The organism is Citrobacter sp. RHBSTW-00944 (assembly GCF_013615435.1).
Lineage (GTDB): Bacteria > Pseudomonadota > Gammaproteobacteria > Enterobacterales > Enterobacteriaceae > Citrobacter > Citrobacter braakii.
Window position 1 is genome coordinate 2,823,313 of the sequence record NZ_CP055418.1, and the last position, 21,633, is coordinate 2,844,945.

The following is a 21,633-nucleotide window of genomic DNA, read 5'->3' on the forward strand; positions in this document are numbered from 1 at the left end:
TGCTTTCCTTAAATTTTAACCGACGCTGTGTTCAAGACTTATGGCGAGAAGTTTTTGCGCTTCAACGGCAAATTCCAGCGGCAGTTCAGAGAACACGTCTTTACAGAAACCATTAACGATCATCGAAATGGCATCCTCTTCGCTGATGCCGCGCTGCAAACAGTAAAACAGCTGGTCTTCACCAATGCGCGAGGTCGTGGCTTCATGCTCAAGCTGGGCGCTGTTGTTACGACACTCCACATACGGGAAGGTGTGCGCTCCACAATCCGCGCCAATCAGCATCGAGTCGCATTGGGTATAGTTGCGGGCGTTGGTTGCGGTTGGCATGATCTTCACTAAGCCGCGATAGCTGTTTTGACTGTGTCCCGCGGAGATCCCTTTCGAGATAATGGTCGATTTGGTGTTCTTGCCGATGTGGATCATCTTGGTGCCGGTATCGGCCTGCTGATAACCACTGGTCAGCGCGACGGAGTAGAATTCGCCGATAGAGTTGTCGCCGCGCAGAATACAGCTTGGGTATTTCCAGGTAATGGCCGAGCCGGTTTCCGACTGCGTCCACGACATTTTGCTGTTTTCGCCTTCGCACAGAGCGCGCTTGGTGACGAAGTTCAAAATGCCGCCGGTGTTACCGTCACCAGGGAACCAGTTTTGTACCGTCGAGTATTTCACTTCGGCATCTTTGTGGATAATGACTTCCACCACCGCGGCATGCAGTTGGTAGCTATCGCGTACCGGGGCTGAACAGCCTTCGATATAGCTGACGTAACTGCCCTCATCCGCAACCAGAATGGTGCGTTCAAACTGACCGGTTTTTTCCGCATTTATACGGAAATAGGTCGACAGTTCCATTGGGCAACGCACACCTTTCGGGACATAAATAAACGTGCCGTCGGAGGCCACCGCCGCATTCAGCGCCGCAAAGAAATTGTCATTACCCGGGACAACCGTACCCAGATATTGTTTTACCAGCTCAGGGTGATCGTGAATCGCCTCACCAAACGAACAGAAAATAATGCCCTGTTCCGCCAGTTTATCGCGATAAGTTGTCGCCACCGACACCGAGTCAAAAATGGCATCAACCGCCACCTCTTTGCCTTCGCGGACCGGCACGCCAAGCTGCTCGAATGCGTCCTCAACTTCTTTACTTAAAAACGCATTCGCCCCCGTTTGCTGCACCGCGCCCGGCTCAGACGCGCAGGTTTCATCGCAATTACCGCAGGACGGCGCGGAGTAATAACTGTACTCCTGGTAGTTCAGCTTATCGTAATGCGCTTTTAGCCAGTGCGGCTCTTCCATGGTCAGCCACGCTTTAAAGGCATTCAGGCGAAATTCCAGCATCCAGTCGGGTTCATTACGTTTTGCCGAAATCGCGCGCACGACATCTTCGTTAATCCCTTTCGCCAGCTCATCGGTTTGTAGATGGGTGAAGAAGCCCTCTTTGTAATTAAGGTGCCCGCCAGCCCAGGTGTTGACATCGTCAGTTGCTTCAGTATTACGAGACATAGTACCGCCTATACCCCAAAACTTTCGCCACAGCCGCATTCGTTCTGGGCTTTCGGGTTATGAAATTTAAATAGCTGATTTAATCCTTCGCGCACGAAATCGACTTCTGTGCCGTCGATGAACGGCATCGCCTGTAACGGTACATAAAGTCTGGCCCCCTCCGTTTCAAACAGCAGATCGTCTTTTTCCGCCTGGCGAACGGTGTCCAGCACGTAGCCAAATCCCGCGCATCCCGTTTGCTTCACGCCTAAACGCACGCCTAACATGTCGGGTTGCTTTGCCACCAGCTCGCGGATGTGCGCCGCAGCCGCTGGCGTTAACGTCAGACCACGCCAGGCAAAATCGTCCGGGTTAAATGTTCCTGAATGCAATTCCATAGGGTTACCTCGAGTCACTAGCTTTCAAGCTATAACAACATGTTAGTGATAATGATTATCACTTCAACCCCTCAACAGCAGGGGCATTCGGGTTAATCGCCCTTTTTGCCCCCTTTTACTAAGCATAGACCCTGCTGCGTGGGTTAACAGGGATGGATTTTTTTGTTCAATGCATTGATTAATAATGGATTTTAACAATTGAATCGTACAGACAGGTCAAAGGCTAAAAGATGTATAGATAATGTCTATTTAAGTGATAAGTTTTAAAAATTTCATGAAATCATACGACTATTGTATAATCATTAACTTAATCTCTTCTTGTTATAGACAAAAACGGACTAGTTAATCCTCTAAATTGCGCCCCAGCGCGTTTTTGCCCCCCAAACTTCACCCTTTTTCATGCGCCCTCTGCGCGTGATTTATCCAAAACACCACAACGCCTTCCGAACAAAATCGACAGTACGGTTTGCGCGTCTACTTTTAAGATCCTGCTTGATAGCATTACAAAGACTTTCTCAATATCAGAATTAAGCAATATATTTCGCTTCAAAATCTCACTATTCTTATATGTGCACCATTACTATTCTTTTTTAATTCTAAGCTTTTTATTTCTCTCATAAATATCAATAAAACATAATAAAAATGTATGACATTTATTGCCTTGCGTATTCATGCGTCATGTCGTTTATTACAGTTTCCTTGCGTATGTGAAATGGAGTTTTAAATGGCTATACCTGCGTATTTGTGGTTAAAAGATGATGGAGGAGCAGACATCAAGGGTTCTGTAGATGTTCGCGACCGTGTGGGGAGCATTGAGATCTTAGGGTTTAGTCATGGCCTGCACCTCCCTACCGACAACAACACAGGGAAAATAACAGGAACACGAGTACACACCGCTCTTATATTTGAAAAGGAGTTTGATAGCTCCAGTCCATATTTTTACAAAGCAGTAGCCACTGGACAAACCCTTAAAGAGGCCGAATTTAAATGGTACAAAATCAATGATGCAGGACAGGAAGTTGAATACTTCAATATGCTACTCGAAACAGTGAAGGTGGTTTCAATTTGTCCTCTAATGCATGACGTGAAAAACGCAGCCACTGAAAAACACAATCACCTTGAAAGTATTGCTCTTAGATATGAACGAATAACCTGGAAACACTGCGACGGGAATATAATATTTTCTGATTCCTGGAGTGAACGGTGATTCGTTGCACATTTCATTTAAACGGTGGGCAGCTATCAAATCTTAGCTGCCCCGGAGTTGGCTTCTTCCCTGCATATTCAGGTAACAGTGGGGAGCATAGAAACAACCCTGAATCGGTAGCAATTAAGGATATCGGGCCGCTTCCTCCCGGTAAATACTATATTGTTTCGCGTCCGAAAGGCGGGATTTTCAGCGCAATTAAAGATTATACTGCGTCAGAGATTAGCGGTTCAGACCGCGATATCTGGTTCGGATTATTCAGAGAGGATGAAAAATTAGATGACGTTACGTTCTATAACAAGGTCAGCCGTGGGTATTTCAGATTGCACCCAGCGGGGTATAATGGCGTCAGTAATGGCTGTATAACTCTTCCCAGTAGAGCTCATTACAACATACTCCGGGAAGCACTTTTAAGTACTCCACAAATGCTGATTACCCCCAGCCTTCGTGCATACGGCACTATTCAGGTGTATTAATGAAACATATTAAAAAAGTCATCACATGGTATTTATTTGCAATATCTTGGGTTTGTTTTTTTCTATTTATTTTCAAATATTTACCTGAAAATAAATTATTTGATTTAATCTATCCCGATGTGAAAGAGATGGACCCCAGCGTCTGGGACAATACACACATGACCGTTATCTTTATGGGCGCATTATTATTGAACGGAATTTTTATATTGTTCATGTCGATGATAATGGAAAGATGCAAAAATTAAATGAAAATGCTTAACAGTGGGACTTCAGTCCCACTGTTTTCAGTATCGAACCTACCCCACTGCCAATTTAGGCGAGTTCACATTCCACAACTCTACTGGCTGGCAACAAGGTCATCCAGTCAGTATGCGTCGTTGATAGCCAGTTGGCTACAGTACTGTCCTCAATCGCAAGGCTGGTTAAAGAAAATTCTTTAGATTTAGATATATACTCATTTTACAGAATTACTATCTATTTAGAGATACGTAGGAATGACGGGAGGGAAAAAATTCAAATTATGAACAAACAACAAAAAACCCTTAAGGCTGCTTGCTGGCAGGCTTAAGGGTTCCGGCCCCATCCGGCGCTTATCTCCGGCACTCACGATGGCTTAGCTCTTGAAGGGGCGATAAGAATAATCTCACTTCCGGATATGTTTTGTTTAACACAAATTGCGATTTGACTATTTTATAAGCGTATTCAATCAATTATTAGGCGCTGTTTTTCACTGAGCGCGTCCAGCAACAGGCGCAGTCCTGCAGGCTGATGCTCCCGCGAAAGATATAAACCATAAATTGGCAGGCTTTTTGGTTGAAGCTCGGGCAAGAGTCTAACCAGCTTTCCCTGTGCCAGCCCTTCCCGCGCCTCCAGTTCCGGCACCAGCGCAATACCCGTTCCCGCCAACGCCGACTCACAGAGCAACGAAGAGATCCCGGCGCTCAAATTGCCTTTAATCGCAACAGCGGCAGCCCGCCCCTGGGCATCCAGAAAGTGCCAGGATTTTCCGGCAAACCCGCTGTAGTAGAGACAATTATGCCGCGTAAGGTCGTCGATAGTCTCAGGAGTGCCATGTTGATGCAGGTACTCGACAGACGCGCACAGTACCGATTTACAGTCGCCAAGGCGACGGGCAATAGTTCCAGGTTCAGGGTTTTCCGTTATACGGATCGCCACATCAATGCGTTCTCCCACGAGGCTTACCGGTTGATTATTGATCTCCACCTCGATACGCAGTTGCGGATACTTCGTCAGAAACGCGGGCAGTACCGGCGCTAAAATATGCATAGCTGTAAAATGCGCACAGGCCACACGTAGCGTGCCAGAGGGAGTTTGCGCGGCGCTGGCGGCACCAATATCCAGCGAAAGCTGCGCCAGAGAACGCGTTTTCACTAATGCCTCTTCACCCGCTGGCGTGATCGTCAGACGGCGCGACGAGCGATGGATAAGCCTTGCACCCGCCCATTTCTCCATCTCGTCGAGGTAACGACTGACCATCGGACGGGAAAGCCCCAGCGCACGCGCGGCGGCGCTCAGACTGCCCAAATCACAGATATGGTTGAATACCGTTGCCGCCATCACTCTGTCCATTGCATCCCATCCGATCGTTTTATGAAACTCAGCATGTCCTAATAAGGGAATTCTAACAGATCCGAATTTCCTTAAAATACAGGAACTATCAAAAGACAATTTCCTGCACAAGGATACCTGACATGAAAGTTAAAACGCTGGCCCTGCTGTTACCTCTGTTCGCCTCTTCAGCCTTTGCCGCGACGCTACAGCTGGACGTCTACAATCCACAGGACAAGGCTATTTTCCCGGTCTCTTCAACGCTGGTTTCAGGACCGAAAGAAGCAATATTGTTTGACGCACAGTTCAGTACTAAAGATGGTGAACAGCTGGTGCAGATGATTCGCGCCAGCGGTAAAACGCTGAAGGCCATCGTGATCACCTCCGGCGATCCGGATTTCTATTTCGGACTGCAGCCTATCGTCAAAGCTTTCCCACAGGTAAAAGTCCTGGCAACACCGCACGTAGTAGACCATATCCGTGCCACCAAAGAGGCCAAACTGCAATTCTGGGGTCCGCAAATGAAGGATGGCGCGCCAACATCGCTCACCGTTCCGCAAGCGACAACGCAAACGCATTTCACGGTTGATGGTGAAACGCTGGAACTGCGCCACCCTAATGATTATGCAGCCTATGTCTGGATCCCGGCGAACCGTGCCATTATTGGCGGTACCGGCGTGGCGTCTGGTATACACGTCTGGACGGCGGATACGCAATCTGCAGAACAGCGTAGCGCGTGGCGTAGCGTACTGGGCGAAATGCAGAAGTTACAACCCACCCAGGTGGTCCCGGGGCATTACATCGGCGAACGCCCTGCGGGCGATAAAGCGATTCGCTTCACACAGGGCTATCTGCAATCGTTTGAGCAGGCGTTAGGGGCGAAGAAAGGTTCGGATTATGTGATTAAAACCATCACCGCGGCATGGCCAGGTCTTGCAGACGCAAGTTCTCTGGAGCTAAGTGCGAAGGTTAATACTGGTGAGATGAAGTGGTGATTGAGATTTAACGCAAAAAATAACCCCGAACGCGTGTCGGGGTTTCATTACGATAAGCATACCGGAATCAATGAACGCCCATGCGCCAGGCAAAATAGATCTCTTCTTTTAGTTCAGTCGAAGAAAGCGTCAATAAATCCGCGAACTCCAGCTCTAACTGTTTCAGTCTTTTCAGGTACTGAGCTGGTGAAAGATCGGTTTTATCACGACGTAAAAACTCTATTGCCAGTTGGGCCGGGTCTAATTGGGTAGACATATCATCCTCGCTTGTGTTCAAAACCTGCACAGTATAACACCATTCCCTGTGCAGATAATGACCAAAAGCAATATGCATCACAAAATTGCTGTCGTCAGACGCGACGTGCAGCACAATCGTCCCTGCTCATCGAAGATTTCGATTTGCCATACCTGATGACGGGAGCCGGTATGCACCGCGCGACATACCCCTCTGACGCGCCCTTCCCGCGCCGAGCGAATATGGTTGGCGTTGACCTCCAGGCCCACCACTTTCTGCTCACCCTGAGTACACAGGTAGCCAGCCACCGAACCAATGCTCTCAGCCAGCACTACGGACGCGCCGCCGTGCAGCAAACCAAAAGGTTGTTTAGTACGGTGGTCTACCGGCATTGTGGCTTCCAGCGTGTCATCGCCAATGTGCACAAAACGAATATCGAGCAGCCCAACCATATTTCCTTCACCCATGGCGTTGAGCGCTTCGAGTGTGACTTCACGTTTCCAGATCATCCTATAATCTCCAGCAGTGCCTGTAATGGATGGCGAACGCCCGTGCCTTCAACGCGTTTAACCTGACTGCGACAGGAGTATCCGGTAGCCAGACAACGGTTACGCGGCAATCGTTGCATTGCCTGGTGCCATGATAGCTCATAGATCCCCAGTGAGTTCTGATGATTCTTCACTTCGTGGCCATAGGTGCCCGCCATACCACAGCACCCTACGCTGATGTTCTCCAGCTTTGCACCAAAGCGGGCAAAAATAGCCGCCCACTGAGCAGGCGCGCCCGGCAGGGCCGTCACTTCGGTACAGTGTCCAAAGAAGTACCACGGTTCACCGCCCACAGCGACTGGCGGCTGTGACTCTACAACTGTCGATAACCATTCGTTGGCGAGTAACACATGGAAATCGCCCCGCTGTTCCCCGAGCGCCAGTTTGTATTCATCGCGATAGCAAAGCACCAGCGCCGGATCGACACCCACCATCGGAATATTCAGCTTCGCCACCCGATTGAGAAACTCAGATGTTTTCTTTGCGGTTTTAGCAAAACGGTTTAAAAAGCCCTTAATATGCTGGGCCTTGCCGTTTGGCGAAAACGGCAACAGTACCGGCTGCAAACCCAGCTTTTCAACCAGACGTATAAAATCAGCCACCACCTGTGCATCGTAATAGCTGGTGAACGGATCCTGCACCACCAGCACCGTACGGGCTTTTTGCTCAAGGCTGAGTAATTCGAGCTGTTCCAGCGTCATATTGGCGGAACGATGGCCAACTAACTGACGTTGAAGCGAGGGCGCAGACAGCAGCGGTAAGTCGACCATGCCGATGTGCTTTTTAGCCAGATTACGCACCAGCGGCTGGTTGATGAAGAAGTTAAACGTGTTGGGCGCCCGCGCCATTAACGGCGCATAACTCTCAACGGTCGCCACCATGTGATCGCGCAACGGCCGCAGATAACGCGTGTGATACAACTGCAGGAAGCGTGAGCGGAACTCCGGCACATCGATTTTAATCGGGCACTGTGTGGAACAGGCTTTACACGCCAGACAACCCGACATTGCCTCTTTCACTTCGTGCGAGAAATCGTATTCGCCTTTGCGCGCATGCCAGCTATTGCGGGTACGGGCAATCAGCGTACGTAAACTGGCACGTTTTTCCGGTAGCTCTTTTTCCAGCTGTAGCGGGTCAATCCCGCGATCTGCCAACAGACGCAGCCATTCACGCACCAGCGTAGCTCGCCCTTTCGGTGAATGGATGCGGTTGAGGCTGATTTTCATCGACGGACACATCGGGCTTTTCGCATCAAAGTTAAAGCATAACCCGTTGCCGTTACACTCCATCGCCCCACGCCACTCCTGGCGTACGGTCAGCGGGATCTGACGGTCATACGTTCCGCGCTTCACCGCGTCCACTTTCATCATCGGCGCATCAACATCCTCCGGTGGACAGATTTTGCCAGGATTGAGCCGGTTTTGCGGATCAAACACCGATTTCACTTTACGCAGTTCACGATACAGTTCCTCACCGAAGAACGCCGGGCTATATTCTGCACGAAAACCTTTCCCGTGCTCGCCCCACAGCAGACCGCCATATTTTGCCGTCAGCGCGACAACATCGTCAGAAATGCGTTTCATCAGCACTTCCTGCTGCGGGTCGCACATATCCAGCGCCGGTCTGACGTGCAGCACGCCTGCATCCACGTGACCAAACATGCCGTAACTCAGGCCGTGGCTATCGAGCAGCGCGCGGAACTCGGCAATATAGTCAGCCAGATGTTCCGGCGGAACGCAGGTATCCTCAGCAAACGGAATCGGCTTCGCGGCCCCTTTCGCATTCCCCAGCAGACCGACAGCTTTTTTACGCATCGCGTAAATGCGCTCGACGCCTGCCAGCTCGGTACATAGCTGCCAGCCTATAACACCCGCTTCCTGACGCGCGATTAAGCCATCCAGCCGTTCGCACAGTGCGCTGACTTGCGAATCAATCAATGCTTCATCGTCACCGGCAAACTCCACAATATTCAGACCCAGCATCTCTTTATCCGCCACATCGGTAATCAATTCACTTACCGAGTGCCAGACAATATCTTCCCGTGCCAGGTTAAGCACTTTGGAGTCGACGGTTTCTACCGACAGCGCGCGCGCTTCCACCATCACCGGGGCATTACGCAATGCCGAGTCGAAAGAGTCGTACTTAACGTTAACCAGTTGTCTGACTTTGGGTAGTGGCGTGATATCCAGACGGGCTTCGGTGATAAACGCCAGCGTACCTTCAGAGCCAGTAAGAATGCGGGTTAAATCAAATTCGGTCATCTCATCATTAAAGACGTGCCGCAGATCGTAACCGGTCAGGAAGCGATTAAGTTTCGGGAATTTATCAATGATCAGCTGTCGGTTGTCGCGGCAACGCTCATAAACCGTCTTGTAAATGCGGCCAATAGTGGTGTTGCTATTACCCAGCGTTTGGGCAAGTTCGACCGGCATTGGCTGGGTATCAAGAATATCGCCGCCCATTAGCACCGCGCGGATACCCAGCACGTGATCGGAGGTTTTACCGTAAACCAACGAGCCTTGTCCAGATGCGTCGGTATTGATCATCCCACCCAGCGTTGCCCGGTTACTGGTGGATAACTCGGGGGCAAAGAAATAGCCGTAAGGCTTCAGAAACTGGTTGAGCTGGTCTTTTATCACCCCGGCTTCGACCCGCACCCAACCTTCCTGCGCATTGATTTCAATGATGCGGCTCATATAGCGGGACATATCAACAATAATGCCCTGATTCAGCGCCTGACCGTTGGTTCCGGTGCCGCCGCCGCGTGGGGTAAAAATCAACGAAGAGAAAAGAGGTTCCGCCGCCAGACGAGCGATGAGCGCCACATCTGCGGTTGAACGAGGGAATACGACAGCATCAGGAAGCAGCTGATAAATACTGTTATCCGTCGACATTGTCAGACGATCGGCATAGCTCGTTGCCGTATCGCCCGTAAATCCTTGCTGCTCCAGTGCCTGCAAAAAATTGAGCACCAGTTGAACGACACCTGGCGCCTGAGAAATTTGTGGAATCATTATAGTGACCCTTTCCTGCGGTCTGTGTTGTGAATTTAATCGTTTGCGTGTTGCTTTGTTTGTTGTATCACATTTTTTTCTAATACGCTCAGCAGATTTACAGGCAGAATCCGCCTGTTAAAAACCGCTGAAATTGCTCATCATTACAGGGTGTCATTTAAGTGTTCACGTCGCGTCAACGTTCTGGCGCAAAGACAAAGGTGAAAAGTATTTATGGTAAATTTCCGCCAGCCCAAGGATATTGCACAAGTGCTGCTATCGGCGCTGTTTTTAGCCGTCATGATTGTGGCCTGTCTTTGGATTGTTCAGCCCTTTATCCTCGGTTTTGCATGGGCGGGGACGGTGGTCATTGCGACCTGGCCGATCCTGCTACGCTTACAAAAATTGCTCTGGGGCCGTCGCTCGCTGGCCGTGCTGGTGATGACCCTGCTGCTGGTGCTGTTGTTCATCATTCCTATCGCGCTACTGGTCAATAGCATTGTTGATGGCAGCGGGCCATTGATCCATGCCGTAACCGCAGGCGATATGACCCTGCCGGATCTGGCGTGGCTGAACAGTATTCCGTTGGTCGGCGCAAAATTGTATGCCGCGTGGCACAGTCTGCTGGATATGGGCGGCGCGGCCATCATGGCCAAGGTTCGTCCTTATATCGGCACGACGACGACCTGGTTTGTTGGCCAGGCTGCACATCTTGGCCGCTTTATGATGCACTGTGGTCTGATGCTGCTGTTCAGCGCCCTGCTGTACTGGCGCGGTGAACAGGTGGCGTTAGGTATTCGCCACTTCGCTTGTCGCCTGGCATCCAAACGTGGCGATGCCGCCATTCTGCTGGCAGCACAAGCCATTCGCGCCGTCGCATTAGGCGTTGTGGTCACCGCGCTGGTGCAGGCAGTGCTCGGTGGCATTGGTCTGGCGGTAACCGGCGTGCCGTACGCCACGCTGCTGGCGGTATTGATGATCCTGTCTTGTCTGGTGCAACTGGGGCCATTGCCGGTGCTGGTCCCGGCCATTATCTGGCTGTACTGGACGGGCGATTCAACCTGGGGCACGGTGCTGCTGGTGTGGAGCGGCGTGGTCGGAACGCTGGATAACGTTATTCGCCCGATGCTGATTCGCATGGGGGCCGATTTGCCGCTGATCCTGATTCTCTCAGGGGTCATCGGCGGACTGATTGCCTTCGGCATGATTGGTCTGTTTATCGGCCCGGTGGTACTGGCCGTGTCCTGGCGTCTGTTCTCCGCCTGGGTAAACGAAGCCCCTGCGCCAGGTAGCGATCCCGACGAAATCCTCGAAGAAATTGCTGAAATCGAACGCAATAAGTAATCCCACGTCAGGCGGCACCGCCGCCTGATTGTTTAACAATACTAATCAATTCCGCCCGCTTACTGAATAAGACCCAACGTTATCCTTCTTTAAATACTCATTTGCATCGCAAATTATTTACAGTTTTTAAACTATTGAGATGAATCTGATCGACGTAAAAAATCAGTATGCCTACTATTAGCCCATGGCTTTAGATCAACACATTGATTTATAAGCATGGAAATCCCCTGAGTGAAACAACGAATTGCTGTGTGTAGTCTTTGCCCATCTCCCACGATGGGCTTTTTTTTGTCCTTCGCGCGCCTCGCCACCAGCCTTACCGCACCACAGCTCCCCTCTTCCCCGTTGATAAACAAATAATATTGCACAAGATACTGTGACTCTCTTCAAGCCGAAATATCCACAGCAATGTTATTACTATTCCACCGTCTTTTATGAGGTGATCAAATAATGAACGCATTAGAACTCCAGGCTATCCGCCATATTTTTGCTATGACGGTAGAAGAAAGCGCTATGTATATCTCGCGGGATCACAATGTTGCCGCCTGGCAACAATGGGAGAATGGCGAAAGGGAAATCCCGGAAGACATCACGCGCATTTGTGCAGAAATGAAAGCCAGACGAAAGTTAAGAATTAACGCCATTATCGAAAAAATAAATAACCGTATCGGTAATAACACCATGCGTTTCTTTCCCGATCTGATCTCTTTTCAGGCGGTTTATCAGCACGATGATTTTCTCGACTGGAAAATCTATCAATCGGCCGCTGTTGAACTGTATGCCCACGACCTTGAGCGTTTGTGTTAAGAGACCGCAGCGCCACACTCATTTAGCCTTTTCGCTGAGTAACATATTATGAAAAACACCTATTTCTCCACTGCGATAGGGCTGTACTTTAATTACCTGGTACACGGCATGGGGGTCATTCTGATGAGCCTCAATATGTCTTCACTGGAACAACAGTGGCACACCGATGCCGCAGGGGTCTCAATTGTTATTTCCTCACTCGGCATTGGCCGTTTAAGCGTGTTATTGGTGGCGGGCATGCTTTCCGATCGCTATGGCCGCAGACCGTTTATTATTTTCGGCATGGTCTGCTACCTGCTGTTCTTTGTAGGCATCATCAATACTCACAGCATTTATATTGCCTATGCTTTTGGATTTTTAGCCGGAATGGCAAACAGTTTTCTTGACGCCGGAACCTACCCCAGCCTGATGGAGGCGTTTCCCCGCTCTCCCGGCACGGCTAATATCTTAATTAAAGCGTTTGTTTCCATCGGTCAGTTTCTGCTGCCGATGATTATCAGTCTGCTGGTGTGGGCAGAACTTTGGTTTGGCTGGTCCTTCCTTGTGGCGGCCGCGGTAATGCTAATCAATGGCGTATTTTTGTTTCGCTGTCGATTCCCGGCCCATCCTGGGCATCAAGCCCCCCTCAAGGCATTACCCGTTGAACAGAAAAGCATACAATCTGAACATCGTTGTTCTCTTCTCGATCTCGCCAGTTACACTCTGTACGGCTACATCGCCATGGCGACATTTTATCTGATAAGCCAGTGGTTAGCACAATACGGACAGTATGTCGCCGGGATGTCCTACACTTTATCGATCAAGCTGTTAAGCATTTACACCTGCGGTTCTCTACTGTGTGTGTTGATCACCGCGCCACTGGTACGAAAGACAGGGCGCGCAACCTCTCTGTTAATGCTGTACACCTTTATCTCATTTATCGCATTGCTGATGGTCTGCCTGCATCCGTCGATCTACATGGTGATCGTCTTCGCATTTGTCATCGGTTTCTCTTCAGCCGGAGGCGTTGTACAAATCGGTTTAACGCTGATGGCCGCACGCTTTCCCGATGCGAAGGGCAAAGCCACCGGGATTTACTACAGCGCGGGCAGCATTGCGACCTTCACCATCCCACTGATAACGGCAAGACTCTCGCAGACCAGCATTGCTCACATCATGTGGTTTGATACCGGCATAGCCGCGGTAGGCTTCCTGTTAGCATTGTTTATTGGCTATCGCAGCCGTATCGCGACAAAGCAGCAACTAAACATGGCGACGGTCGTAAAATAATGCGGATGCAATATTGTTCTCCCCCGCTGCAAAATAATTGGTCGCGGTTTTAAAACTTCAGCAAAATGTTGGTTGAAAGAATTAAGTTTCACAGTTGAGCATGCAACATACCTGGTAACTTAAACGCCATGCTATGTAGGCACAATATCAGCACCCCGGTATATTAATCACAAGGTCGCCGCAATTTAAACAATATCGACGAGCACAGAACAATTTTAAAATCCGCAAGGAGTTGTGAACATGTCTCAAAATAAGACCTTTAATACGCCATTCCTTTTGGCGATAATCTGTATTTATTTAAGTTATTTTTTACACGGCATTAGCGTCATTACACTGGCGCAAAATATGAGCTCTCTCGCAGAAAAATTCTCTACCGACAATGCTGGGATAGCCTATTTAATTTCCGGCATTGGTCTTGGCCGCCTGGTCAGTATTTTATTCTTTGGCGTGCTCTCAGATAAATTTGGTAGACGGGCTATCATTCTGTTAGGGGCAATTCTGTACATGCTGTTTTTCTTCGGCATTCCCGCCAGCCCGAATCTGATGATTGCCTTTATTCTCGCTGTTTGTGTCGGCGTCGCTAACTCGGCCCTGGATACAGGTGGCTATCCGGCTTTGATGGAATGCTTCCCTAAGGCGTCTGGGTCAGCGGTTATCCTGGTTAAAGCGATGGTCTCATTCGGGCAGATGATCTACCCCATCGTCGTCAGCACCATGCTGCTTAACCATATCTGGTACGGCTATGCGGTCATTATCCCGGGAGTACTGTTCGTCGTCATAACGTTGATGCTGCTCAAAAGCCGCTTCCCCAGCCAGATGGTGGATGCGGGCATTGCAAAAGAGCTACCACAGATGAACAGTAAACCGCTGGTCTGGCTGGAAGGCGTAGCCTCCGTTATGTTTGGGGTGGCCGCATTTTCGACCTTTTACGTCATCGTAGTCTGGATGCCGAAATACGCGATGGCATTTGCCGGCATGGCAGAAGCCGACGCGCTGAAAACCATCTCTTACTACAGTATGGGATCGCTGGTCTGCGTGTTTATTTTTGCTGCACTGCTCAAGAAAATGGTTCGACCCATTTGGGCGAATGTGTTTAACGCCGGGCTGGCAACCCTCACCGCAGCGGTTATCTATTTATATCCATCCCCATTGGTGTGTAACGCCGGTTCATTTCTTATCGGGTTTTCTGCCGCAGGCGGTATTTTACAGCTCGGCGTTTCGGTGATGTCAGAGTTTTTCCCCAGGAGCAAAGCCAAGGTCACCAGTATTTATATGATGATGGGGGGCGTAGCCAACTTTATTATCCCATTAATCACCGGATACCTTTCAAACATTGGCCTGCAGTACATCATTTTGCTGGACCTCGCATTTGCTTTGCTGGCCTTCATCACCGCCATCATCGTCTTTATTCGTTACTACCGCGTATTTGATATTCCCAAAAATGATGTGCGGTTGGGCGAACGTTATTTTCAATAAATTGCTTAGAAGGAGTATCAAATGGACGTAACTGCAAAATATGAACTGATTGGTCTGATGGCCTACCCTATCAGACACAGCTTGTCGCCTGAAATGCAAAATAAGGCATTAGAAAAAGCGGGATTACCTTTTACCTACATGGCATTTGAAGTTGATAACTCCACGTTTGCTAATGCGATTGCCGGGCTGAAGGCCTTAAAAATGCGCGGTACCGGAGTCTCAATGCCCAACAAGCAACTGGCATGTGAATATGTTGATGAATTAACGCCTGCAGCCAAACTGGTCGGCGCGATTAATACTATCGTCAATGATGATGGTTACCTGCGCGGCTACAATACTGATGGCACGGGGCATATTCGCGCCATCAAGGAAAGCGGTTTCGATATCAGGAGTAAAACCATGGTACTGTTGGGCGCAGGCGGCGCGTCAACGGCCATTGGCGCCCAGGCGGCGATTGAAGGCATCAAAGAAATCAAACTCTTTAACCGTCAAGATGAGTTCTTTGCCAAAGCGCAGGAATTCGCCAAACGTGTTAATGAAAATACCGATTGCGTGGTCACCGTTATCGATCTCGACGATCGACAGGCTTTTGCGGACGCACTGGCCAGCGCGGATATTCTGACCAACGGTACGAAAGTGGGAATGAAGCCGCTGGAGAACGAATCTCTGGTGACCGACGTTTCCCTGCTACGCCCGGATCTGCTGGTGACTGAATGCGTCTACAACCCGCATATGACCAAATTATTGCAACAGGCACAACTTGCCGGTTGCAAAACGATTGATGGTTACGGCATGTTGTTATGGCAAGGGGCTGAACAGTTTAAACTCTGGACCGGGAAAGATTTCCCTCTTGAGTATGTGAAACAGGTTATGGGTTTTGCAGCCTGATGGGCAAGCATTTGTAAAATATTTAAAGGGTAATCGATGAAAACCGTAACCGTAAAAAACCTCGTCATTGGCGAGGGTGCGCCGAAGATCATTGTCTCACTGATGGGTAAAGACATCGCAACGGTAAAAAGCGAAGCGCTGGCCTATCGCGAGGCGGATTTCGACATTCTGGAATGGCGCGTTGACCATTTCACCGAGGTGTCCTCCGTTGATGCCGTACTGGAAGCTGCACGCGCCATCCGCGAGGTGATAGCTGACAAACCGCTGCTGTTCACCTTCCGTAGTGCCAAAGAAGGTGGTGAACAGGCGCTGGCTGTCGAAAACTATATTGCGCTAAACCGTGCGGCGGTAGATAGCGGTCTGGTCGATATGATTGACCTGGAGCTTTTCACCGGTGACGAACTGATTAAAGCCACCGTCGAATATGCACATGCAAAAAATGTCGCCGTCATTATGTCGAATCATGATTTCCATAAGACGCCAGCGGCACAAGAGATTGTCCTGCGCCTGCGTAAAATGCAGGAGCTTGGCGCTGATATCCCGAAAATCGCCCTGATGCCGCAAAACAAAACGGATGTATTGACCCTGCTTGGCGCAACTCTGGAAATGCAGGAACGCTATGCCGATCGCCCGATCATTACTATGTCGATGGCTAAAACAGGGGTGATTTCACGTCTGTCCGGTGAGGTTTTCGGTTCAGCGGCAACCTTTGGCGCGGTGAAAAAAGCCTCTGCCCCAGGGCAAATTTCGGTCACCGACCTACGTACCGTTTTGACCATATTGCATCAGGCGTAATAGTACCGTTTATCCATATTAATATCAGTAATGCCCTGCCCCAGATATTCGCTTAATCACGAATATCGGGCAGATGGCCGGACATTATTAAATAACTCACATTATTATTGTCGAATATAGCGACAGGTAGTCGCACGCATATAATCTGGAGTTCATATGAAATTACCAAGACCAAAACGCATTGATGGTCGGGTCCCCGTATTATCCGCAGCGGATGCCATTAATTATATTCCTGATGAGGCAACGCTCTGCGTATTAGGCGCAGGCGGCGGTATTCTCGAAGCAACAACATTAATTAACGCGCTGGCTGAAAAATATAAAAACGCACACTCTCCCCGAAACTTATCATTGATTAGCCCAACGGGATTAGGTGACCGTGCTGACCGTGGAATTAGCCCGTTAGCACAAGAAGGTTTAGTCAAATGGGCATTATGCGGCCACTGGGGACAATCACCACGAATTTCCGACCTCGCTGAACAGAATAAAATTGCCGCCTATAACTATCCTCAGGGCGTATTAACCCAGACCCTGCGTGCCTCGGCAGCCCACCAGCCGGGTATTCTGAGTGAGATCGGTATCGGAACATTTGTCGATCCCCGCCAACAGGGCGGAAAGCTGAATGAAGTGACTACCGAAGATCTGATCAAGCTGGTGGAAATTGATAACAAAGAGTACCTCTACTACAAAGCCATTGCGCCAAACATCGCCTTTATTCGCGCCACCACCTGCGACAGCGAAGGTTACGCCACGTTTGAAGATGAAGTTATGTATCTCGACGCGCTGGTGATTGCTCAGGCCGTTCACAACAACGGCGGTATCGTCATGATGCAGGTGCAAAAAATGGTGAAGAAAGCCACACTGCACCCAAAAGCCGTGCGTATTCCGGGCTATCTGGTCGATATTGTGGTCATCGATCCCGATCAAACTCAATTGTACGGCGGTGCGCCGGTTAACCGCTTTATCTCGGGCGATTTTGTCCTTGATGACAGCCAGCAGACTGCCCTGCCGCTCAATCAGCGTAAACTGGTGGCCCGACGCGCCCTGTTCGAAATGCGTAAAGGCGCGGTCGGCAACGTTGGCGTGGGTATCGCCGATGGTATTGGTCTCGTTGCACGCGAAGAAGGCTGCGCTGACGACTTTATTCTGACGGTCGAGACCGGCCCGATTGGCGGAATTACCTCCCAGGGCATCGCTTTTGGCGCCAACGTCAACACCCGCGCGATTCTGGATATGACCTCCCAGTTTGACTTCTACCACGGCGGTGGGCTGGATGTATGCTACTTAAGCTTCGCCGAAGTGGATCGCCACGGCAATGTCGGCGTACATAAATTCAATGGCAAAATTATGGGAACTGGCGGTTTTATCGATATTAGCGCCACCTCGAAGAAAATAATATTTTGCGGCACCTTAACTGCCGGAAGCCTGAAAACGGAAGTTGCCAATGGCAAATTAAATATCGTGCAGGAAGGCCGGGTGAAAAAATTCGTCAACGCATTACCTGAAGTCACTTTCAGCGGAAAAATTGCACTCGAGCGCGGACTGGATGTGCGTTACATCACCGAGCGTGCTGTATTTACGTTAAAAGAAGATGGTCTTCATTTAGTCGAAATTGCGCCAGGAGTCTCTTTACAGGAAGACATTCTGGACAAAATGGATTTCCCTCCGGTTATTTCTCCGGAACTGAAACTGATGGACGAAAGATTATTTATCGATGCTTCGATGGGTTTTATATTGCCCGATGCCGCCAATTAAAAGGAGTACCCTGATGGATTTTTCATTAACTGAAGAACAAGAGCTGCTGCTTGCCAGCATTCGCGAACTGATTACCAGCAATTTCCCGGAGGAATATTTCCGTACCTGCGATCAGACGGCGACCTATCCGAAAGAGTTTATGCGCGCCCTTGCGGACAACGGTATTTCAATGCTGGGCGTTCCGGAAGAATTTGGCGGCATCCCGGCAGATTACGTCACACAGATGCTGGCACTGATGGAAGTTTCCAAATGCGGCGCACCCGCTTTTTTAATCACGAACGGTCAGTGTATTCACAGTATGCGTCGTTTTGGCTCCGCCGAGCAGTTACGTAAAACAGCAGAAAGCACCATGGAAACGGGCGATCCGGCTTATGCGCTGGCATTAACCGAACCAGGAGCAGGTTCAGACAATAACAGCGCTACCACCAGCTACACCCGCAAGAACGGCAAGGTATATCTCAACGGGCAAAAAACCTTTATCACCGGCGCTAAAGAGTATCCTTATATGCTGGTACTGGCTCGCGATCCGGAGCCGAAAGATCCGAAGAAAGCCTTTACGCTGTGGTGGGTGGATTCGAAGAAACCCGGCATTAAGGTTAATCCGCTGCATAAAATCGGCTGGCACATGCTCAGCACCTGCGAAGTCTATCTTGATGATGTTGAAGTAGACGAAAGCGATATGGTCGGCGAAGAAGGCATGGGGTTCCTCAACGTCATGTACAACTTTGAGATGGAACGGTTGATCAACGCCGCGCGTAGTACCGGTTTCGCCGAGTGCGCCTTCGAAGATGCCGCCCGTTACGCTAACCAGCGCATCGCATTTGGTAAACCGATTGGCCATAACCAGATGATCCAGGAAAAACTGGCGCTGATGGCGATTAAAATTGAAAACATGCGCAATATGGTGTTGAAAGTGGCCTGGCAGGCCGATCAGGAACAGTCGCTGCGGACCAGCGCGGCGTTGGCAAAACTGTATTGCGCCCGCACGGCAATGGAAGTGATTGATGACGCCATTCAGATCATGGGCGGGCTGGGTTACACCGATGAAGCGCGCGTTTCCCGATTCTGGCGCGATGTTCGCTGCGAGCGCATTGGCGGCGGCACCGACGAAATTATGATTTACGTCGCCGGACGCCAAATCCTGAAAGATTATCAGAATAAGTAAGCGGTAATTCGTGCCGGATAGCGCACAAGCGTTTTCCGGCACGAGCCAGGATAATCAGACCTCTGGCATCAAACATTCCTGCTCAACAAGATTATTTTTAAACTGCTTGCGATAATCACTGGGGGTACAACCCACATGCCGCTGAAAGAGTTTGGCAAAGTGATCGACATTTTCATACCCTACCCGCCAGGAGATTTCCGCTAACGAAGCTTCCGTATTCGTCAGGGCAAATTTCGCCTCGGTCATTCGTCGCTGAATCACATAATTGATCGGCGAAATTCGATACTCCTTAGTAAATTCATGGCAGATATAACTCACGCTGGCCCGGAATTTTTTGGATAACTGATCGAGAGTAATTTTTTCACGGAAGTTATTATTTAAATAAACCAGCACATCTTTAATTAAGACATCTTTTTTAATATAACCTTGCTCAGAACGATAGGCATTTTTAAAGTTTTCGTAAAATAAAACGGTTAGAGCATAAGCAAAAGCGTCGTAGGCTGAAGATGTCAGGTTATTTTTGCTCTGGGGGAGCATAACCCCCAACTCATTAAAGATACTCTTAATAACCTCCTTCCCCTGAGTAACGCTAATCACCGGACACGAGTGCATCTGCAATAGCTGATTATCCTGCCAGCCGTTGAAACGAAAACCGTAGAGCGCGCAGGTGTAAGTCGTTGCAGGTGCGCTACTATCCGAAGCAACCGCATGAAGTCGCCCTTGCTCTATCACCACGATATCCCCGGCATGCGCGACATACAGCGACGAATCGATAATTAATCTTGCGACCCCTTTTTTGACATAAATAAGCTCTGTTTCATTATCGTGAACGTGATGACCCGACTCCCAGTTAGGGTCATCACTGATGACGAATCGCGAGAATCTCGGGGTTTTTCCCTGTTCAAAAAGGGTCTCCACGGCATTATCAAAGCAGCGTTGATACATGACAACCTCCACCTAAAGGCAGCAATTTTGGGATTATTAATATCAGAAAATAAAAATGATAATGACGTTATACAACGTTATTCCTTCCCGGCGAAACAAAATTATTTGCGCCGTCTGCAAGATGACACCTTTTGCTTTGGTACATTGCTGCAATTGATTATTTGCGTTTAATAATAATCAAAAAGAATAAATGTTATTAAGTCTGCATTAATAATTTACATATAAGAAACAAATTCAGCGCAGAGGCGATTAAAAACATGACGCATTTCGCAATTATTTTCACTGTCTTTGTGTTCCCGTTTTTTCCTCTGGTACGCACCGTCTGATTATTGCTGATAAACCAGGCATTCCCGGGACGTTTTTTTTGCAAGATTGTTGGCAATGAAAACAGATTTCCCCGTCGAAAACAGCCCTCCCTCTGTCGCACACTATTTTCAGTCAATTTTCCCTACTGTCGATAATGACGCACCACGTCATCATCCACACGAGAATCACTGGAGATGCCATGAAAATAATAACCTGCTTTAAGTTGGTGCCTGAAGAACAGGACATTGTTGTTACCCCACAGCGCTCGCTTAACTTTGACCGGGCCGATGCCAAAATCAACCAGTTTGACTTAAATGCGATAGAGGCCGCAGCGCAACTTAGCGCGGAGGGTGATGAAATCGTCGCCTTAACGGTGGGCGGGTCGCTACTACAAAACTCCAAAGTGCGTAAAGACGTGCTGTCCCGCGGGCCGGACAGTTTGTATATGATGCAGGATCCACAACTGGAGCATTCATTACCCCGGGATACCGCTCAGGCGCTGGCCTGTGCGGCCAACAATATGGATTTCGACCTGATGCTGTTCGGTGAAGGATCGGGGGATATCTACGCGCAGCAGGTCGGCTTACTGGTTGGGGAACTATTACAGCTCCCGGTGATTAATGCCGTCAGCAGCATCCAACGTAACGGCGATCGCCTTGTGGTTGAGCGCACACTTGAAGATGAAGTCGAAGTAATTGATCTGCCGCTCCCCGCCGTACTGTGCGTGACGTCGGATATCAACACACCGCGTATTCCCTCGATGAAGGCGATTCTGGGCGCGGGTAAAAAACCGGTCACCCCGTGGCAAGCCAGCGATATTGGTTGGATACCTGCTTCACCGTTAGCGGAGCTGGTGAGTCTTACCGTGCCGCCGCAAACCGAACGTCAGCACATCATTCTGGAAAATGACTCGGCAGAAGCCATTGCCGAACTGGCTGAACACCTGAAAAAAGCCCTGAACTAAGCCCAACGGAGAGAAATCA

General features: G+C 49.5%; 19 protein-coding genes and 1 other RNA gene. 13 read left to right on the forward strand and 7 right to left on the reverse strand.

Annotation, left to right across the window (positions count from 1 at the left end; translation table 11 throughout):
- Positions 1-15: 15 nt before the first annotated feature.
- Entirely contained in the window at positions 16-1,503 is a 1,488-nt protein-coding gene (gene sufB / locus HV334_RS13585; RefSeq protein WP_016152906.1) for a Fe-S cluster assembly protein SufB, read from the reverse strand.
- 8 nt (positions 1,504-1,511) lie between these two features.
- Positions 1,512-1,880 carry a Fe-S cluster assembly scaffold SufA gene (gene sufA / locus HV334_RS13590; RefSeq protein ID WP_016152905.1) on the reverse strand — a complete coding sequence of 123 codons (369 nt, stop codon included), beginning with the start codon at positions 1,878-1,880 and terminating at the stop codon, positions 1,512-1,514.
- Positions 1,881-2,604: 724 nt separating this feature from the next.
- On the opposite strand from sufA, the gene HV334_RS13595 reads away from it, so the two are divergent.
- Positions 2,605-3,087: an Hcp family type VI secretion system effector gene (locus HV334_RS13595; RefSeq protein ID WP_016156368.1), complete on the forward strand. Its 483-nt coding sequence runs from the start codon at positions 2,605-2,607 to the stop codon at positions 3,085-3,087.
- Complete coding sequence (locus tag HV334_RS13600; protein ID WP_181220490.1) at positions 3,084-3,563, forward strand: DUF2778 domain-containing protein; 480 nt, start codon at positions 3,084-3,086, stop codon at positions 3,561-3,563. The genes HV334_RS13595 and HV334_RS13600 overlap by 4 nt, the downstream gene beginning before the upstream one ends.
- Positions 3,564-4,265: 702 nt before the next feature.
- On the opposite strand, the gene HV334_RS13605 is transcribed toward HV334_RS13600, so the two are convergent.
- A complete protein-coding gene (locus tag HV334_RS13605; protein ID WP_029139523.1) occupies positions 4,266-5,153 on the reverse strand; it encodes a LysR family transcriptional regulator in 888 nt (295 codons plus the stop codon).
- Positions 5,154-5,275: 122 nt separating this feature from the next.
- On the opposite strand from HV334_RS13605, the gene HV334_RS13610 reads away from it, so the two are divergent.
- Entirely contained in the window at positions 5,276-6,127 is an 852-nt protein-coding gene (locus HV334_RS13610; RefSeq protein ID WP_181220491.1) for a Vmh family MBL fold metallo-hydrolase, read from the forward strand.
- A gap of 67 nt (positions 6,128-6,194) precedes the next feature.
- On the opposite strand, the gene HV334_RS13615 is transcribed toward HV334_RS13610, so the two are convergent.
- The 3 genes from HV334_RS13615 to HV334_RS13625 form a co-directional block, all read right to left on the reverse strand.
- Positions 6,195-6,383 (reverse strand): YdiH family protein, encoded by a 189-nt coding sequence (locus tag HV334_RS13615; protein ID WP_029139522.1) that lies wholly within the window; start codon positions 6,381-6,383, stop codon positions 6,195-6,197.
- Positions 6,384-6,460: 77 nt separating this feature from the next.
- Positions 6,461-6,871, reverse strand: a complete 411-nt coding sequence (gene menI / locus HV334_RS13620; RefSeq protein ID WP_016152900.1) for a 1,4-dihydroxy-2-naphthoyl-CoA hydrolase — start codon at positions 6,869-6,871, stop codon at positions 6,461-6,463.
- Positions 6,868-9,924 carry an FAD-binding and (Fe-S)-binding domain-containing protein gene (locus HV334_RS13625; protein WP_181220492.1) on the reverse strand — a complete coding sequence of 1,019 codons (3,057 nt, stop codon included), beginning with the start codon at positions 9,922-9,924 and terminating at the stop codon, positions 6,868-6,870. The genes menI and HV334_RS13625 overlap by 4 nt, the downstream gene beginning before the upstream one ends.
- A 213-nt stretch (positions 9,925-10,137) precedes the next feature.
- Here HV334_RS13625 and ydiK point away from each other — a divergent pair, with 213 nt between their 5' ends.
- From ydiK to HV334_RS13670, 9 genes are all read left to right on the forward strand, one after another.
- The gene (ydiK, locus tag HV334_RS13630) at positions 10,138-11,247 is read left to right on the forward strand and encodes an AI-2E family transporter YdiK (protein WP_016156362.1); all 1,110 of its coding nucleotides are present in this window, start codon (positions 10,138-10,140) and stop codon (positions 11,245-11,247) included.
- 184 nt (positions 11,248-11,431) lie between these two features.
- An RNA gene (rprA, locus tag HV334_RS13635) (antisense sRNA RprA) lies at positions 11,432-11,539 on the forward strand.
- A 158-nt stretch (positions 11,540-11,697) separates the two neighbouring features.
- Positions 11,698-12,054 (forward strand): YdiL family protein, encoded by a 357-nt coding sequence (locus HV334_RS13640; RefSeq protein ID WP_016156361.1) that lies wholly within the window; start codon positions 11,698-11,700, stop codon positions 12,052-12,054.
- A gap of 48 nt (positions 12,055-12,102) precedes the next feature.
- Positions 12,103-13,323: an MFS transporter gene (locus tag HV334_RS13645; RefSeq protein ID WP_181220493.1), complete on the forward strand. Its 1,221-nt coding sequence runs from the start codon at positions 12,103-12,105 to the stop codon at positions 13,321-13,323.
- Positions 13,324-13,563: 240 nt separating this feature from the next.
- The gene (locus tag HV334_RS13650; protein WP_047417810.1) at positions 13,564-14,799 is read left to right on the forward strand and encodes an MFS transporter; all 1,236 of its coding nucleotides are present in this window, start codon (positions 13,564-13,566) and stop codon (positions 14,797-14,799) included.
- 21 nt (positions 14,800-14,820) lie between these two features.
- The gene (gene ydiB / locus HV334_RS13655; RefSeq protein WP_181220494.1) at positions 14,821-15,687 is read left to right on the forward strand and encodes a quinate/shikimate dehydrogenase; all 867 of its coding nucleotides are present in this window, start codon (positions 14,821-14,823) and stop codon (positions 15,685-15,687) included.
- Between the two features lie 36 nt (positions 15,688-15,723).
- Positions 15,724-16,482 carry a type I 3-dehydroquinate dehydratase gene (gene aroD, locus HV334_RS13660; RefSeq protein ID WP_019076674.1) on the forward strand — a complete coding sequence of 253 codons (759 nt, stop codon included), beginning with the start codon at positions 15,724-15,726 and terminating at the stop codon, positions 16,480-16,482.
- Between the two features lie 156 nt (positions 16,483-16,638).
- Positions 16,639-18,234, forward strand: coding sequence for an acyl CoA:acetate/3-ketoacid CoA transferase (locus tag HV334_RS13665; RefSeq protein WP_181220495.1), 1,596 nt, complete (start codon positions 16,639-16,641; stop codon positions 18,232-18,234).
- A 13-nt stretch (positions 18,235-18,247) separates the two neighbouring features.
- Positions 18,248-19,399 carry an acyl-CoA dehydrogenase gene (locus tag HV334_RS13670; protein ID WP_003836610.1) on the forward strand — a complete coding sequence of 384 codons (1,152 nt, stop codon included), beginning with the start codon at positions 18,248-18,250 and terminating at the stop codon, positions 19,397-19,399.
- A gap of 54 nt (positions 19,400-19,453) precedes the next feature.
- On the opposite strand, the gene HV334_RS13675 is transcribed toward HV334_RS13670, so the two are convergent.
- Positions 19,454-20,344 (reverse strand): AraC family transcriptional regulator, encoded by an 891-nt coding sequence (locus tag HV334_RS13675; protein ID WP_016152891.1) that lies wholly within the window; start codon positions 20,342-20,344, stop codon positions 19,454-19,456.
- Between the two features lie 505 nt (positions 20,345-20,849).
- On the opposite strand from HV334_RS13675, the gene HV334_RS13680 reads away from it, so the two are divergent.
- On the forward strand, positions 20,850-21,614 hold the full coding sequence (locus HV334_RS13680; protein ID WP_181220496.1) for an electron transfer flavoprotein: 765 nt from the start codon (positions 20,850-20,852) through the stop codon (positions 21,612-21,614).
- The last annotated feature ends 19 nt before the right edge of the window (positions 21,615-21,633 follow it).

Coding starts and splice junctions, on each gene's coding strand:
- HV334_RS13650 (WP_047417810.1), top strand. CDS start 13,564: ATGTCTCAAAATAAGACCTTTAATACGCCATTCCTTTTGGCGATAATC.
- HV334_RS13670 (WP_003836610.1), top strand. CDS start 18,248: ATGGATTTTTCATTAACTGAAGAACAAGAGCTGCTGCTTGCCAGCATT.
- ydiB (WP_181220494.1), top strand. CDS start 14,821: ATGGACGTAACTGCAAAATATGAACTGATTGGTCTGATGGCCTACCCT.
- HV334_RS13615 (WP_029139522.1), bottom strand. CDS start 6,383: ATGTCTACCCAATTAGACCCGGCCCAACTGGCAATAGAGTTTTTACGT.
- menI (WP_016152900.1), bottom strand. CDS start 6,871: ATGATCTGGAAACGTGAAGTCACACTCGAAGCGCTCAACGCCATGGGT.
- HV334_RS13640 (WP_016156361.1), top strand. CDS start 11,698: ATGAACGCATTAGAACTCCAGGCTATCCGCCATATTTTTGCTATGACG.
- ydiK (WP_016156362.1), top strand. CDS start 10,138: ATGGTAAATTTCCGCCAGCCCAAGGATATTGCACAAGTGCTGCTATCG.
- HV334_RS13605 (WP_029139523.1), bottom strand. CDS start 5,153: ATGGACAGAGTGATGGCGGCAACGGTATTCAACCATATCTGTGATTTG.
- HV334_RS13595 (WP_016156368.1), top strand. CDS start 2,605: ATGGCTATACCTGCGTATTTGTGGTTAAAAGATGATGGAGGAGCAGAC.
- HV334_RS13665 (WP_181220495.1), top strand. CDS start 16,639: ATGAAATTACCAAGACCAAAACGCATTGATGGTCGGGTCCCCGTATTA.
- HV334_RS13675 (WP_016152891.1), bottom strand. CDS start 20,344: ATGTATCAACGCTGCTTTGATAATGCCGTGGAGACCCTTTTTGAACAG.
- HV334_RS13625 (WP_181220492.1), bottom strand. CDS start 9,924: ATGATTCCACAAATTTCTCAGGCGCCAGGTGTCGTTCAACTGGTGCTC.
- aroD (WP_019076674.1), top strand. CDS start 15,724: ATGAAAACCGTAACCGTAAAAAACCTCGTCATTGGCGAGGGTGCGCCG.
- sufA (WP_016152905.1), bottom strand. CDS start 1,880: ATGGAATTGCATTCAGGAACATTTAACCCGGACGATTTTGCCTGGCGT.
- HV334_RS13680 (WP_181220496.1), top strand. CDS start 20,850: ATGAAAATAATAACCTGCTTTAAGTTGGTGCCTGAAGAACAGGACATT.
- HV334_RS13645 (WP_181220493.1), top strand. CDS start 12,103: ATGAAAAACACCTATTTCTCCACTGCGATAGGGCTGTACTTTAATTAC.
- sufB (WP_016152906.1), bottom strand. CDS start 1,503: ATGTCTCGTAATACTGAAGCAACTGACGATGTCAACACCTGGGCTGGC.
- HV334_RS13610 (WP_181220491.1), top strand. CDS start 5,276: ATGAAAGTTAAAACGCTGGCCCTGCTGTTACCTCTGTTCGCCTCTTCA.